Below are 14,236 nucleotides of genomic sequence, written 5' to 3' on the forward strand. Positions count from 1 at the left end.
AGGAAGCATGAGGAAACTCATTTTGGCTGCGGCGTCGATTGCGGCCCTGGCGCTGACCGGGCCGGCACTGGCTCAATCGCCGATCATCATCAAGTTCAGCCACGTGGTCGCCGCCGACACGCCGAAGGGCAAGGCGTCGCAGAAATTCAAGGAGCTCGCCGAGAAGTACACCGGCGGCAAGGTCAAGGTCGAGGTCTACCCGAACTCGACGCTCTACAAGGACAAGGAAGAGCTCGAGGCGCTTCAGCTTGGCAGCGTGCAGATGCTGGCGCCGTCCAACTCGAAATTCGGCCCGCTCGGCATCCGCGAGTTCGAGGTGTTCGATCTGCCCTACATCCTTCCCGACCTGAAGACGCTGCGGAAGGTGACGGAAGGCCCGCTCGGCCTCCGCCTGCTCAAGCTCCTGGACTCCAAGGGCATCACCGGCCTTGCCTATTGGGACAACGGCTTCAAGCAGATGAGCGCCAACAAGAAGCTGATCGCGCCGGCCGATTACCAGGGCGTCAAATTCCGCATCCAGTCCTCGCGCGTCCTGCAGGCCCAGTTCAAGGCGCTCGCCTCGCTGCCGCAGGTGATGGCGTTCTCGGAAGTCTACCAGGCGCTCCAGACCGGCGTGGTCGACGGCCAGGAGAACACCTGGTCGAACATCTATACCCAGAAGATGCACGAGGTGCAGAAGTACATCACCGAGACCAACCACGGCTACATCGGCTACGTCGTGATCGTGAACAAGAAGTTCTGGGACGATCTTCCGGCCGACATCCGCGAGCAGCTCACGAAGGCGATGAAGGAAGCCACCGACTTCAACAACACGCAGTCGCAGAAGGAGAACGACGACGCGCTCGCCGAGATCAAGAAGAGCGGCAAGAGCGAGATCATCAAGCTCACACCGGCGCAGGACGAGGCGATGCGCAAGGCGATGGAGCCGGTCTACAAGGACGCAGCCAGCCGCGTGGGCCAGCCGCTGATCGACGAATTCCTGAAGGAATCGAAAAGCACGACGAACTGAGCCAGACGATGCATGAATGAGGGGCTTCCGTGCCGGGCGCGGAAGCCCTTTTTTTGTTGCGAATGATTTCCGGTTGCGGCTGGAGGTAAAATCAGGCGTTACATCCTCGTAACAACGCCCTCCCTGTCCAAGTTGTAAGTTGCGCGTCAGCCTCGCGGGCCCCATCTTCAGGGCATCCTTCCAGAGGAGGTCCGGATGAGGAAGTTCACCATCGCTGCCATCGTCGTGCTCAGCATCGCCGGCTCGGGCGCGGTTTATGCCCAATATCATCGCCCGTGGATGGAGCACATGCGCCACATGCGCATCAATCCGGAAGACCGCGCCGCCTTCGTCGACGCGCGGATCGCCGCCGTCCATGCCGGGCTGAAGCTCAACGCCGACCAGGAGAAGCTGTGGCCGCCGGTCGAGGCCGCCGTGCGCGACTTCGCCAAGCTGCGCATCGATCGCGCCAATGCGCGAATGAATGCCGGCCCGGACGATGCGGGCAGGGATGCAAGCAAGGATGCCGACAGGCCGGAGGATCCGGTTGCTCGCCTGCGCCAGCGTGCCGACGACATGGGCGCGGCGTCGGTGGCCCTGAAGAAGATCGCCGATGCCGCCGATCCGCTCTACAAGACCCTGGATGACGGCCAGAAGCGGCGCCTTGCCGTGCTGACCCGCCACCGCGGCCCGTTCGGCGGCGGCGAGGACGGCCCGCATCGCCACTTCATGGAACGCGGCATGGACCGGATGATGGAGCGCGGCATGGACCGCTTCCACCATGACCGTTTCGACCGCGACGGCGGCCCGGACCGGGACCGCGAGGGCCGGCTTTGAGCCATCGGGGATTTTGCGGGAATCAGCCCCTGGATTAACCTTGGCGAAGCCGCTGGAATCCAGCGGCTTTTCGCTTTTTGGGGACTGTTGAAAAACCTTCGCCGCATCGCTTGCCATACCCGGATCGCTTTGCTAAACGACCGGCCTCGCAAGGCATTGACCGCCTTTCGGGCGCATAGCTCAGTTGGTAGAGCAGCTGACTCTTAATCAGCGGGTCCCAGGTTCGAGCCCTGGTGCGCCCACCAAGTCAAAGACTTAGCGACCAAGACCGTTTGAGCAACTAACTTTTCAAACGGTCTTTTTGAAGCAGCGATATCGGCCGTTTAACGTCTGAGAGGCCTGCCTTGCGGCCGTAGGTCAGGAGGTCGTGCTCTTGAGCTATTGCTTTCGCGGGACACGAGTTTTTGCGGCCGGAACCCTCAGCAGACGGTGAGCGCGGTCTGTCCAATGATGGATCGGAGCGACAGTTCAAGCTGTTCAATAGGTTGTAAGGTCGCGTGCGCACGACGTGTGCATCCGGAGATCATGAAAAATCTCGCGACAGCCAACGTGAGCAAGTCTCTGAAGTCGTAGGCTCGCCCCGGGTCACGGCTTATCGAGCAGTGCGACCCATTGGAAAGATATGCCGACGATGGGTCTCGAAATACTCGGTGAGTTCGCCAAGCTGCACCCCAGCTCTGCACTCAGTTTCGCCACGATCAGGCTCTCCCTGCAATTCTCGGTGAATATTAGATGCCCGCATTGACGAGCAGCGGATCGGCTGAGGTCACGAGCTTCAGGGTCCGCAGCGAAAAGGTCGATCGGGTGTGCCGGATGCCCTGGATCCGGTAGAGCTTCTCCCGGAGAAAGCGCTCGTAATGCGTGGTGTCGGCGACCGCGACCTTGACCAGATAGTCGTAATCGCCGGTGACGAGATTGGCCTCGATCACCTCCGGGATCTTTGCAAGGGCGTCGCCAAACCGGGCCAGCACCTTGTCGTCGTGCTTGTCGAGCGTGACCTCGATGAAGACGATATCCTTCAGACCGATGGCGACGTGGTCGATGACGGCCGCGTAATGCTTGATCACGCTGATCTCCTCCAGATACCTGACCCGCGACCAGCACGGCGACGACGACAGTCCGACGCGATCGGATAATTCGTTGATTGTCAGCCGTCCTTCGTTGCGGAGGATCGAGAGAATCTTTCGATCGACCAGGTCGAGGTCCGCCTTGGTGCGCGGCTTAGCGCGGGAAGACGATTTCATCAGAGATCTCCGGAAATGCAGACGATTCTTCTGCAAAATCCGACTATCCCACAAAATATCGGGAAAATCACCTGTTGACCCGGCAGTAGAGTCTCGTCGAGGAGATCAGCCAATGTCGTCCACCGCATGTCGCGCTTCGTCCGTCGTCTTCAGAGCCATTGCCACGGATTCGCTTGCCGCGGCATCCCAGCTTCTGGCCGATGTGCAGCGCTTCGGGCTGCAGATGGTCGAATTCCGGATGCTGGTCGATGGGGAAGGCGGAGCGGCCATCGACTTCGGCATCGACGCAAACCCGGACCGCGATCCCTTGGTGCTCTGCTCTCGCTTCGCACGACATCCCGCGCTCCGTTCGGTCGAAATTGTCGGACGGTCGCCGGTCAACGCCGAAGGCACGGTGTCATGAGCGTCCAGCCTCTCACCTTTCATGTTCCCGAGCCGCACCCTTGCTTCGGCAGCGCGGCGGATGTCAGCGGCTTCCAGCTGTCGGACGCAGTACGGGTTCGTCGCCCGGAGATCGATGTCGAGGCGAGCGAGATCCGCGATCTCGCCTACGAGTTGATCCGGGTGCTCGATGCCGACGGACATGCGGTCGGCCCCTGGTCTGAGGCATGTACCGTGGATCAACTCCGCTCCGGCCTGCGCGCGATGCTCAAGACGCGGGCCTACGATGCGCGCATGACCGTGATGCAACGGCAGCGCAAGACGTCCTTTTACATGCAGTGCACCGGCGAAGAGGCGATCGCGTGCGGCTTCCAGTCGGCGCTGCAGGCAGGGGACATGAACTTCCCGACCTATCGCCAGCAGGGGCTGTTGATCGCGCAGGACTGGCCGCTGGTCGACCTGATGTGCCAGGTGCTGTCGAACGAAAAGGATCGCATGAAAGGTCGCCAGCTTCCGGTGTTCTATTCGGCGCGTGAGGCCGGCTTTTTCTCGATCTCCGGTAATCTCGCCACCCAGTATGTGCAGGCGGTGGGTTGGGCGATGGCGTCGGCGATGCGGGGCGACAGCCGCGTGGCCGCAGCCTGGATTGGCGAGGGCGCGACCGCCGAAAACGACTTCCATGCCGCGCTGGTGTTCGCCTCGGTGTACCGCCCACCCGTGGTTCTCAACGTCGTCAACAATCAGTGGGCGATCTCGACGGCGCAGTCAGTAGCCGGCGGCGCACAGGCGACCTTTGCGGCCCGCGCGCATGGCTACGGAATTCCCGCGTTGCGCGTCGATGGCAACGATTATCTGGCCGTTCACGCGGCGGCGTGCTGGGCCGTGGAACGCGCCCGCCGCAATCTCGGGTCGACGCTGATCGAGTGGGTGACCTATCGGGCCGCACCGCATTCGACCTCAGACGATCCGTCGAAATATCGCCCGCAGAACGACCAGGCGGTGTGGCCGCTCGGCGATCCCGTCGAGCGGCTGAAGGATCATTTGACCGGGATTGGTGAATGGAGCGAGGCGCGTCACGTCCAGCTAAAAGCGGAGCTCGACGAGGAGATCGCCGGCGCGGCGAAGGAGGCGCAGGGTTCTGGGACGCTGGTCGAGGGCTCCAAGTGCAGCCCGGCCTCGATGTTCGATGATGTCTACAAATCGATGCCGCCTCACTTGCGCGAACAGCGGCAGGAGCTTGGGTTCTGACCATGCCGTCCTTGACGATGATCGAAGCGATCCGCGATGCCATGGACGTGATGATGGCGCGGGACGACCGTGTCGTCACCTTCGGCCAGGACGTTGGTCGCTTCGGCGGCGTGTTTCGCTGTACCGACGGCCTGCAGGGCAAATACGGGTCATCGCGCTGCTTTGATACACCGATCTCTGAAAGCGGCATCGTCGGCATCGCGGTCGGCATGGGGGCGTACGGCTTGAGGCCGGTCGCTGAAATCCAGTTCGCCGACTACATGTATCCGGCCTATGATCAGATCGTGTCGGAGGCGGCGCGGCTGCGCTACCGCTCGGCCGGCGAGTTCAGCGCCCCGATCGTGGTGCGCATGCCCTGTGGCGGCGGCATCTTCGGGGCGCAGACGCACAGCCAAAGCCCAGAGGCACTGTTCACCCATGTGGCGGGGTTGAAGACGGTCATTCCCTCGAACCCGCATGACGCGAAGGGATTGCTCATCGCTGCGATCGAGGATGACGATCCGGTGGTGTTTCTCGAACCGAAGCGGATCTACAACGGTCCGTTCGACGGTCATCACGATCGGCCGGTCGTGCCGTGGTCGAAGCACGAGCTGAGTGAAACGCCCCAGGGTCATTACACCGTGCCGATCGGCGAAGCGGTCGTTCGCCGGGAAGGAGTGGAGGTGTCGGTCCTGGCCTATGGCACCATGGTCCATGTCGCCGAGGCGGCCCGTCGGGAGGTTGGCATCGATGCCGAGATCATCGATCTCAGGTCGCTCATTCCGCTCGACGTCGATACCATCGTGCGATCGGTGATCAAGACCGGCCGCTGCATGATCGTGCACGAAGCGACCCGCACGTCGGGCTTTGGCGCCGAGCTTTCCGCGTTGATCCAGGAGAAGTGTTTCTATCATCTCGAGGCGCCGGTCGTGCGGGTGACGGGCTGGGACACGCCTTACCCGCATGCGCAGGAGTGGGACTATTTCCCGGGGCCGGATCGCGTCGGCCGCGCGCTGATCCGGCTGATGGAGAGTTGAGATGCCCGTCGAGTTGGTCAAGCTACCCGATGTCGGAGAGGGCGTTGCCGAGGCGGAAATCGTCGAATGGCATGTGGCCGTCGGCGAAGCGGTCAAGGAGGACCAGATCCTGGCGGCTGTCATGACCGACAAGGTGACGGTCGAGGTTCCTTCGCCAAGGGCTGGCGTGGTCGTCGAGCTCGGCGGAGAACTGGGCGCGCGTCTCGCTGTCGGCAGTGCGCTGGTCGGAATCAGGTTTGGAGCTGACGATGACGGCGTTGCAAATGGGCACGAAGCTGTCGCGCGGGTCATCGTTGGTACTGGCTCTGATGCGATCCCGGTTGAAGTGACGCCCCGGACCACGGCGGATCGACGCAACCGCGCGGCCGGCGCCATCGCAACACTGTCGCCGGCACGGCCGATTGCCTCGCCGGCGACAAGGGCGCGAGCGCGTGAGGCGGGAATTGATCTCCGTTTGGTTTTGGGCTCTGGGCCCGCCGGCCGGATCACGCGCGACGACCTCGCCGATCATGTTCGAAATCGATCGAAGGGGACCGGTGGCCACCGGATCGCGCAGTGCAATGATGCTGTCGAGCAGATCAAGGTCATTGGTCTGCGTCGCAAGATCGCCGAGAGGATGGCGGAATCTACCCGGCGTGTGGCGCATTTTTCCTATGTCGAGGAAATCGATGTCACGGCGCTCGAGGAATGCCGCAAGCAGCTGAACGCGCGGTTTGCCGACGCCCGGCCGAAGTTGACCGTCTTGCCCTTTGTCGTTGCGTCGCTTGTTCGCGCGCTGCGCGATTTTCCGCAAATCAACGGAACCTATGACGATGACAAGGAGGTCGTCAGCCGCCACAGTGCCGTTCATGTCGGCATAGCCACGCAGACTCCATCCGGCCTGATGGTGCCTGTGCTCTTCCATGCCGAGGCGCGCGATCTCTGGGGCTGCGCGGAAGAGATCAAGCAGCTCGCGACGGCGGCGCGCGAAGGCCGCGCGAAGCGGGAAGAACTGAGCGGCTCGACCATCACCATCACCAGTCTCGGCGATCTCGGTGGCATCGCAACAACGCCCGTCATCAATCGGCCGGAGCTCGCGATCCTCGGCGTCAACCGAATGATGATTCGCCCGGTGTGGCAGGATGGTCAATTCGTTCCGCGTATGATGATGAGCCTGTCGTCGTCATTTGATCACCGCATCGTCGATGGCTACGAGGCCGCGCAATTCATCCGGCGTGTGAAAGAGCTGCTCGAGGCGCCGGCCCTTCTCTTGGTTGGAAACTGACGTGCGGGAGAGCACCGCAGAGGTCGTGATCATCGGCGGAGGGCCCGGCGGCTATGTCGCCGCCATTCGTGCCGGGCAACTGGGATTGCGAACCGTACTGATCGAGCGCGCCGCCCTGGGCGGGACCTGCCTGAATGTCGGCTGCATCCCGTCCAAGGCGCTAATCCACGCCGCTGATGCGTTCCATGTCGCCAATGGGCAACGTGAAACCACGCCGTTCGGCTTGAGTATGGGGGAGGCGAAGCTCGATTTCGGGCGGACCGTTGCGTGGAAGGACGCGATCGTGAATCGCCTGACAGGCGGCGTCGCAGGCCTCCTGAAGCGAAGCGGTGTGTCGGTGATCTCAGGCGTCGCCGAAATACTGGATGGCAAGACCGTCAAGGTCGGAACGGCTGATGCGACGACGCGTGTTCGCGCCAAGCACCTCGTTCTCGCAACCGGTTCGGTGCCGCAGGTCCTGACCACGCTGCCGTTCGGCGGCAATGTCATCTCATCGACCGAGTTGCTCTCGCTGCCCGAAAGGCCGCGCAACCTCGTTGTTGTCGGTGCCGGGTATATCGGCCTTGAGCTCGGAATAGCCTTCGCAAAGCTCGGATCTGATGTGACGGTCGTCGAGGCCGCCGAGCGGATCCTGCCGAGATGGGACGCGGCGTTGACGCGACCTGTGGTGAGGCGGCTTGAGGAGCTAAAGGTCAGTGTCATCACCTCGGCGTACGCTCAGGGGCTGACGCCGGATGGCGAGAGCTTGTTGATCGAGCAGCGCGGGCGGGCTCCGCGCGAACTACCAGCGGACAAAATCCTGGTCGCCGTCGGGCGCACGCCTTGCACTGAGGGTTTCGGCTTGGAGCGGCTGGATCTCGCGATGGACGGAAAGTTCGTTGCGATCGATGACCGCTCCGAGACATCGATGTCGAATGTCTGGGCGATCGGCGATCTCACGGGAGAGCCGATGCTGGCACATCGCGCCATGGCGCAGGGCGCGATGGTGGCGGAGAACATTGCGGGACAACGCCGCTCCTTCGATGCCACAGCCATTCCGTCTGTGTGCTTCACCGATCCGGAAGTGATTTCGGTCGGACGAACGCCGGAAGAGGCCAAGGCAGATGGCAAGGTGGACGGTTACGAGATCAAGGTCGCGACCTTTCCCTTCGCTGCCAATGGCCGGGCCCTGACGCAGGTGGACGAGGAGGGGTTCGTACGGATCGTCGCGCGCGCCAGCGACCACCTCGTGCTGGGGGCGCAGGCGGTCGGGGCGGGAGTCTCGGAACTGACGTCGTCGCTGACACTTGCCATTGAAATGGGAGCGGTGCTCGAGGACATTGCCGGCACCATCGGCGCCCATCCGACGCGGAGCGAGGCGATCCACGAGGCTGCGCTTGGCGCGTTGGGGCGCGGCCTGCATTTTTGATGGACGAGAAAGAAAATTTGGTGGAAACGTCCTGCAAGACTTGCAGCAGGATCAAACTCTGGAGCGCGGACCTTGTCTAAATCTGAACGGACTTACCGCAACTACATCGCCGGCCGCTGGGTCGATGCCGCCGATGGACGCCGCCTCGAGATCCTGGATCCGTCCGACGGTTCGCATCTTGCCGATATTGCCCGTGGCAGCCGCGAAGACATCGATCGCGCGGTCCTGGCGGCCCGAGCGGCGCTGGCCGGCGACTGGGGACGCATGTCGGCGACTGACCGTGGCCGTGTCCTGCACCGGATCGGCGAGGGTGTTCTGAAACACGTCGATCTGCTGGCGGATCTCGAAGCACGTGACGTCGGCAAGCCGCTCAAGCAGGCGCGAGCCGATGTCGAGGCACTGGCGCGCTACTTCGAATTCTATGGTGCCGCCGCCGACAAGGTTCACGGCGACACCATCCCTTATCGTTCCGGCTTCACGGCCATCACACTGTATGAGCCTCACGGCGTAACCGCCCATATCATTCCCTGGAATTATCCGATGCAGATCATCGGACGCAGCCTTGGTGCAGCCCTTGCTATGGGCAACGCCGCCGTCGTGAAGCCGGCGGAAGAAGCCTGCCTCACGGTGATCGAGTTCGCCCGCATTGCGGAAGAGGCGGGATTGCCGCACGGCGCGTTCAACCTTGTCACCGGGACCGGCGAGGAGGCTGGCGCGGCCTTGTCCGGCCATCCCGGCATCAATCACATTTCGTTCACGGGTTCGGTGGCGACCGGCGCGCTGGTGCAGGCAGCCGCGGCGCGGAATGCGGTGCCGGTGACGCTGGAGCTTGGCGGCAAGTCGCCGCAACTGGTGTTTGCCGATGCCGATCTCGATCGGGCTTTGCCGTTCCTGGTGATGGCGGGCATTCAGAACGCCGGCCAGACCTGCTCTGCATCGTCGCGGATCCTGGTCGAGCAGTCGGTCTACGAAGAGGTCGTAGCACGCATGGCCGATGCGTACCGAAAGCTGAAGGTGGGACCGGCGCTGTCCGACCTGGATGTCGGCCCCGTGGTCTCCCGCCGGCAGAAGGACATCGTCGACGGTTATATCGGTCTTGCCGAGCGTGACGGCGCGCGTATCGCAGCGCAAGGCACGATCGCGCCAGATGCACCTGCCGGTGGCGCCTATGTCAAGCCGACGCTGATCCGCGACGTTTCGCCCAGCCACCGCCTCGTGCAGGAAGAGATCTTCGGGCCGGTCCAGGTGATCATGCCCTTCGACAGCGAGCAACATGCGCTCGAACTGGCGAACGGTACGCCCTTTGGCCTTGTCTGTGGAATCTGGACCCGGGACGGCGCGCGACAATTCCGCCTCGCGCGCGGGATTCATTCAGGCCAGGTCTTCATCAACAACTACGGCGCCGGCGGCGGCATCGAGCTGCCGTTCGGCGGCGTCAAGCGCTCAGGCCATGGCCGCGAAAAGGGCTTTGAAGCGCTCTACGGCTTTGCAACGACCAAGACGATTTCGATCTATCACGGCTGACGGCTGCGAAGTGCTGGCGGCGATCAAGCCGCCCGGCACTAACCGTGATTGCGCGTCAGGCGCGCCCGCGCAACCTTGCGCAGAGAATGTCAGTGATTTCCTCGGAACCGGCCGTTCCGCCGAGATCCCGGCTCAAAGCCATTTCGTCGGCGAGAGCAAAGTTGACGGCCGCTTCGATCCGATCCGCCGCTTCGACCAACCGTGCATCGGCATGACGCCGGCCCAGCCAGTTCAGCATCAGGGCGGAGGCCAGCACCGTTCCGTAGGGATTGGCGATTCCCTTGCCGGCGATATCCGGAGCCGAGCCATGGGAAGCCTGAAAGAAGCCGTTGCCGTCGCCGAGTTCGGCGGACGGTGACATGCCCATGCCACCGATCGTCGCGGCTCCAAGATCGGAGATGATGTCGCCGAACATGTTCTCCGTGACGATGACGTCGTAATGCGATGGACGATTGATCAGGTGGACGGTCATGGCGTCGATCAGCACGTGTTCAGCCTCGACATCAGGATATTGTGCCGCGATCTCATCGAACACACTTCGGAAGAACGCGTAGCTGCGCAGCACATTGGCCTTGTCGCAACAGGTGACCCGACGGCGTCCGTCGCGCGGAGCGCCGCCACGCGTGCGGGCGAGTTCGAATGCGAAGCGCACGATCCGTTCGATGCCCTTGCGGGTCTGCACCAGGGGATCGACGGCGACCTCGCCGCGAAGCAGCGTTCCTGCGCCACGTGCGGCATAGAGGCCTTCGCTGTTCTCACGAACGATGACGTAGTCGATGGCGCCGGCATCGCGCAGCGGCGATCGCACGCCTGGTAGCAGCTTGATCGGCCGGACATTGGCGTAGAGATCGAGTTTCCCGCGCAGCGTCAGGGTAAAATCGAGGCCTGCCTCGGTGCCGTCGGGGTGGACGACGCCTGGCATGCCCGCAGCGCCGTGTAGGATCGCGTCGGCGGCGCGACATGCCTCGAACGTCTCGCCCGGGAAGGATTCGCCGGCTTCGAGGAAATGCTGCGCGCCGGCGGGGTGCTCGCTGAAGTGAAGCGGCGAGGTGTCGCCGAACGCGGCCTCCAGCGCCCGGACCGTTGCCTTGCCCACCTCAGGTCCAATGCCGTCGCCGTGGACGACGCAGATTTCGTACGTGGTTTTCATGACGTGGTCTCGCCTCAGATGCAGCGGCCGCCGTCGACTTCCATCGCGACGCCCGTGATCATGCTTGCCTCGTCCGAGCACAGGAAGGCGGCAGCGTTGCCCATGTCCTCCGGCGTGGAAAAGCGGCCGAGTGGAATCGTCGACAGGAATTTGGCGCGGATCTCGGGCGTGTCCTGGCCCATGAAGGTCTTCAGCAGCGGCGTTTCCCCGGCGACGGGGTTGATCGCGTTGACGCGGATGCCGAACGGCGCAAGCTCAACAGCCATCGCGCGCGTCGCCGTGATGACCCAGCCTTTCGAGGCATTGTACCAGGTCAGGTTCGGTCGCGGACTGACGCCGCCGGTCGAGGCTACGTTGAGCACTACGCCAGATTTTTGCTGCTTGAAATGCGGCACGATGATCTTTGCGCCGTAGTAGATCGACTTCATGTTGACGCTGGCGATCCGGTCGAACATGTCGTCCGTCACCATTTCGAGCGGTTGGGGGGTGTGACCGACGCCGGCATTGTTGACGAGGACATCGAGTCCTCCGAAATCCCGCTGGGCTTTCTGCACGACTGAAGCGAAGCCGGACTCGGTGGAGATATCCGCCTCCGCCGCAATGGCTTTGCCGTCGAACGAGCCAGCCACGCGCTCTGCCGCGGCTCGATCGCGATCGGCCACGACAACGCGGGCACCTTCGGCTACGAATTTGCGAACGATGCCTTCGCCGAAGCCGGAGCCGCCGCCTGTCACGATTGCGATCTTGTCTTTCAGTCTCATGGCGGTCCTCATGGTTGGAAGTGTTCGAGATTGGCTGGCCGCCGGCACCGCTTGAATGGCAATGCGATCGCCGGTGAAGGCGCGGGAGCTGCCTCGCTTTGCAGACGAATGGGAGGAGAGGGGACCGTCTCGGTCAGGACGAGTCGTTGAGAATGCCGGCGTTTGCCGCCTGCGCGGCGTTGTGCCGGCCACCCCATACGTCGCGCGACCTTTCCAGGTGTCGTCGGATGGTTGCTTCGGCCCCGCAGCGATCCTGCTTCGAGATGTAGTCGAGCAGCTTGAAATGCTCATTCGCGGATTGCTTGAGAAAGTCTCGCGGCGACTCGCCGCTTGCAAAGCCCTGCAGCCGCACGCGGTCCCTGAGCGTCTCGACCAGTTTGGCGAGATAGTGATTGCCGAGCGTGGCGATCAGCTGAACGTGGAATCTGAGATCGGTATCAAGGAAGGCAATCAGATCGCCGGAATCCGCCGTCTGACGCGTGGCCTCCGCCAGTTGATGAAGTTCGTCGAGTTGTCCACCCGACAAGCCGCTCTGGGCGATATCGCCGAGGCTCGGCACCTCCAGCAGCAGCCGGACAGCAAAGATATCGTTGAGTTCGTTGAGCGACAGCGACACCACGCGAAAGCCGCGATTGCGCTCCGCTTCGAGCAGGCCTTCGCGCTCGAGATCGAGCAAGGCTTCCCGTACCGGTGTCGCCGACACGCCGAGTTCGGCCGCCAACCGCGGCACCGAGTAGAGTTGATCCGGTTGCATCTGCCCGGTGATGACAAGCCCGCGGATCACCTGACGCGCCTGCTCGCGCAGGCTTGGCGCCGAAATCAGCCCTGCCGAGCCCTTTTGCATCGTTTCCATGCATTCTCATTAGCACACTGGCTTAAAAATCCACAATATAAAGTGTGATGTGTGATATATTGTAGCTTGACGATCAAAGTGTGATGCGTGATATTTTACTCCAGAAGAAAAACCAGGGAGATAACAAATGGCGGTAGATCGCATCCTCATGATCGTGTCCGACACTGTGCGGACGGACATGCTCGGCTACAACGGTGGTGGGGTTAGAACTCCCAATCTCGACAAGCTTGCCGCCAAATCGATGGTGTTCGATCGCTACTATGCATCGAGCTTTCCGACCGTCCCCGCGCGCTACGATTATCTGACCGGTAAGCCAGCCTTCGCCGGTGTCGGCTGGGGCGCGCTGCCGCGCGCGGATCGCTCGATCGCAACCACATTGACCGAAGCGGGCTACACGACGCTCGGCGTGGTGGACACACCATTCTATCAGGTCAACGGCTACTCATATGACCGCGGATTCAATTTCTTCTACGACATGAAGTCCCAGCTGTTGGGAACGCCGCACTATTCGTCCTACAGCGCGCCCAACAAAACCAAGCGCCAGGGCGAAGGCAAGCTGCCGCAATGGCCGATCACCGGCAAGGTAAAGCCCGATCCGCGTACGGGCGAGATGGACTGTCCGGCGCCGCTCACCATGGTGCAGGCTGCCAAATCTCTGGAGCAAATCTACGAGGACAAGTTCTTCGCGCTGGTCGACACCTGGGATCCGCACGAGCCGTGGGATCCGCCGGCCTATTACGTCAGGCACTATCTTCCCGATTATGCCGGCGAGCGCGTGCACCCGCCCTATGGCGAATGCAAGAAGCACGGCATGACCGATCGCGACATCGCGGTGGCGCGCGCGCTCTATAGCGGCGAGCTCGAGCTCGTCGATCGCTGGATCGGGCATCTGCTCAATCAGCTCGCCTATCTCGGCATCGAGGACTCCACCGCCATCATCTTCGTCTCCGACCACGGTTTCCTGCTGGGAGAGCATGGGCTGATGGGCAAGATGGTCCGCAGGGCGCCCGGCGAGGCGACGTGGATGCGCTCGCCGCTTTACGAGGAGATCGCGAAGGTGCCGCTGTTGATTCATGTGCCGGGCGCAAAGGCCGGTCGAACCAGCAAGCTTGCCTGCGCGCTCGATCTCGCGCCCACGATTTGCGACATGGCCGGCCTGCCGCGCCAGGCGGAGATGCAGGGGATCTCGCTGCTGCCCGCAGTCCATGGCCAGCCGTTCGAAGGACGCGACCACGTGCTGACCGCGCTGCCGCTTGCCAATCCCGGCGATACGGTTGAAGTCGTCGACGATCTGATGCGGACGGTGGTCGAGTGGCAGCCCGTCACCATCACGACGGAGCAATGGTCGCTGCTCTACGCGACTCCGAACGATCCGGTCGAGCTCTATGATTTGCGCTCCGACCCGAAGCAAGCGACCAACGTGGCGGCAAAACATCCCGACGTCATCCGCTCTCTGCTGAAGTTGTATGCGGAAGACCTGCGACGCGCCGGCGTCACCAGGAAATACAGCGATCCGCGCCTCGCCGCGTTGCTCGAACCTGCATCCTAGTTCGCATGAAGAC

General features: G+C 62.7%; 13 protein-coding genes and 1 tRNA gene. 10 read left to right on the forward strand and 4 right to left on the reverse strand.

The window, feature by feature from the left end:
- Window positions 1-7: 7 nt before the first annotated feature.
- The 3 genes from OC450_RS03215 (at window position 8) to OC450_RS03225 (ending at window position 2,070) form a co-directional block, all read left to right on the forward strand.
- The gene (locus OC450_RS03215) at window positions 8-1,009 is read left to right on the forward strand and encodes a TRAP transporter substrate-binding protein (protein ID WP_211384656.1); all 1,002 of its coding nucleotides are present in this window, start codon (window positions 8-10) and stop codon (window positions 1,007-1,009) included.
- Window positions 1,010-1,204: 195 nt separating this feature from the next.
- Window positions 1,205-1,825, forward strand: coding sequence for a Spy/CpxP family protein refolding chaperone (locus tag OC450_RS03220; protein WP_262047154.1), 621 nt, complete (start codon window positions 1,205-1,207; stop codon window positions 1,823-1,825).
- A gap of 169 nt (window positions 1,826-1,994) precedes the next feature.
- Window positions 1,995-2,070, forward strand: a tRNA-Lys gene (locus OC450_RS03225).
- 483 nt (window positions 2,071-2,553) lie between these two features.
- Here OC450_RS03225 and OC450_RS03230 read toward each other — a convergent pair.
- Complete coding sequence (locus tag OC450_RS03230; protein WP_211384658.1) at window positions 2,554-3,069, reverse strand: Lrp/AsnC family transcriptional regulator; 516 nt, start codon at window positions 3,067-3,069, stop codon at window positions 2,554-2,556.
- Window positions 3,070-3,181: 112 nt separating this feature from the next.
- Between OC450_RS03230 and OC450_RS03235 the strand changes: the two genes are divergently transcribed.
- From OC450_RS03235 to OC450_RS03260, 6 genes are all read left to right on the forward strand, one after another.
- Complete coding sequence (locus tag OC450_RS03235) at window positions 3,182-3,472, forward strand: hypothetical protein (RefSeq protein ID WP_211384659.1); 291 nt, start codon at window positions 3,182-3,184, stop codon at window positions 3,470-3,472.
- The gene (locus OC450_RS03240; protein ID WP_262047155.1) at window positions 3,469-4,698 is read left to right on the forward strand and encodes a 3-methyl-2-oxobutanoate dehydrogenase (2-methylpropanoyl-transferring) subunit alpha; all 1,230 of its coding nucleotides are present in this window, start codon (window positions 3,469-3,471) and stop codon (window positions 4,696-4,698) included. The genes OC450_RS03235 and OC450_RS03240 overlap by 4 nt, the downstream gene beginning before the upstream one ends.
- A 2-nt stretch (window positions 4,699-4,700) precedes the next feature.
- Window positions 4,701-5,714, forward strand: coding sequence for an alpha-ketoacid dehydrogenase subunit beta (locus tag OC450_RS03245; protein WP_262047156.1), 1,014 nt, complete (start codon window positions 4,701-4,703; stop codon window positions 5,712-5,714).
- A gap of 1 nt (window position 5,715) precedes the next feature.
- Window positions 5,716-6,978, forward strand: coding sequence for a dihydrolipoamide acetyltransferase family protein (locus tag OC450_RS03250; protein ID WP_262047157.1), 1,263 nt, complete (start codon window positions 5,716-5,718; stop codon window positions 6,976-6,978).
- A gap of 1 nt (window position 6,979) precedes the next feature.
- On the forward strand, window positions 6,980-8,386 hold the full coding sequence (lpdA, locus tag OC450_RS03255) for a dihydrolipoyl dehydrogenase (RefSeq protein ID WP_262047158.1): 1,407 nt from the start codon (window positions 6,980-6,982) through the stop codon (window positions 8,384-8,386).
- 72 nt (window positions 8,387-8,458) lie between these two features.
- Entirely contained in the window at window positions 8,459-9,910 is a 1,452-nt protein-coding gene (locus OC450_RS03260) for an aldehyde dehydrogenase family protein (RefSeq protein WP_256806110.1), read from the forward strand.
- Window positions 9,911-9,965: 55 nt separating this feature from the next.
- Here the strand turns inward: OC450_RS03260 and OC450_RS03265 are convergent, their stop codons facing one another.
- The 3 genes from OC450_RS03265 to OC450_RS03275 all read right to left on the reverse strand — a co-directional run bounded on the left by OC450_RS03265 (window position 9,966) and on the right by OC450_RS03275 (window position 12,665).
- Complete coding sequence (locus OC450_RS03265) at window positions 9,966-11,060, reverse strand: isocitrate/isopropylmalate dehydrogenase family protein (protein ID WP_211384665.1); 1,095 nt, start codon at window positions 11,058-11,060, stop codon at window positions 9,966-9,968.
- 14 nt (window positions 11,061-11,074) lie between these two features.
- The gene (locus OC450_RS03270; protein WP_262047159.1) at window positions 11,075-11,821 is read right to left on the reverse strand and encodes a glucose 1-dehydrogenase; all 747 of its coding nucleotides are present in this window, start codon (window positions 11,819-11,821) and stop codon (window positions 11,075-11,077) included.
- Window positions 11,822-11,954: 133 nt separating this feature from the next.
- Window positions 11,955-12,665, reverse strand: coding sequence for a GntR family transcriptional regulator (locus OC450_RS03275; protein ID WP_211384667.1), 711 nt, complete (start codon window positions 12,663-12,665; stop codon window positions 11,955-11,957).
- A 136-nt stretch (window positions 12,666-12,801) separates the two neighbouring features.
- Between OC450_RS03275 and OC450_RS03280 the strand changes: the two genes are divergently transcribed.
- On the forward strand, window positions 12,802-14,223 hold the full coding sequence (locus tag OC450_RS03280; protein WP_211384668.1) for a sulfatase: 1,422 nt from the start codon (window positions 12,802-12,804) through the stop codon (window positions 14,221-14,223).
- Window positions 14,224-14,236: the final 13 nt, after the last annotated feature.

Source organism: Bradyrhizobium sp. Bra78 (genome assembly GCF_024519855.1).
Taxonomy (GTDB): domain Bacteria; phylum Pseudomonadota; class Alphaproteobacteria; order Rhizobiales; family Xanthobacteraceae; genus Bradyrhizobium; species Bradyrhizobium japonicum_G.

Coding starts and splice junctions, on each gene's coding strand:
- OC450_RS03215 (WP_211384656.1), top strand. CDS start 8: ATGAGGAAACTCATTTTGGCTGCGGCGTCGATTGCGGCCCTGGCGCTG.
- OC450_RS03220 (WP_262047154.1), top strand. CDS start 1,205: ATGAGGAAGTTCACCATCGCTGCCATCGTCGTGCTCAGCATCGCCGGC.
- OC450_RS03230 (WP_211384658.1), bottom strand. CDS start 3,069: ATGAAATCGTCTTCCCGCGCTAAGCCGCGCACCAAGGCGGACCTCGAC.
- OC450_RS03235 (WP_211384659.1), top strand. CDS start 3,182: ATGTCGTCCACCGCATGTCGCGCTTCGTCCGTCGTCTTCAGAGCCATT.
- OC450_RS03240 (WP_262047155.1), top strand. CDS start 3,469: ATGAGCGTCCAGCCTCTCACCTTTCATGTTCCCGAGCCGCACCCTTGC.
- OC450_RS03245 (WP_262047156.1), top strand. CDS start 4,701: ATGCCGTCCTTGACGATGATCGAAGCGATCCGCGATGCCATGGACGTG.
- OC450_RS03250 (WP_262047157.1), top strand. CDS start 5,716: ATGCCCGTCGAGTTGGTCAAGCTACCCGATGTCGGAGAGGGCGTTGCC.
- OC450_RS03265 (WP_211384665.1), bottom strand. CDS start 11,060: ATGAAAACCACGTACGAAATCTGCGTCGTCCACGGCGACGGCATTGGA.
- OC450_RS03270 (WP_262047159.1), bottom strand. CDS start 11,821: ATGAGACTGAAAGACAAGATCGCAATCGTGACAGGCGGCGGCTCCGGC.
- OC450_RS03275 (WP_211384667.1), bottom strand. CDS start 12,665: ATGCAAAAGGGCTCGGCAGGGCTGATTTCGGCGCCAAGCCTGCGCGAG.
- OC450_RS03280 (WP_211384668.1), top strand. CDS start 12,802: ATGGCGGTAGATCGCATCCTCATGATCGTGTCCGACACTGTGCGGACG.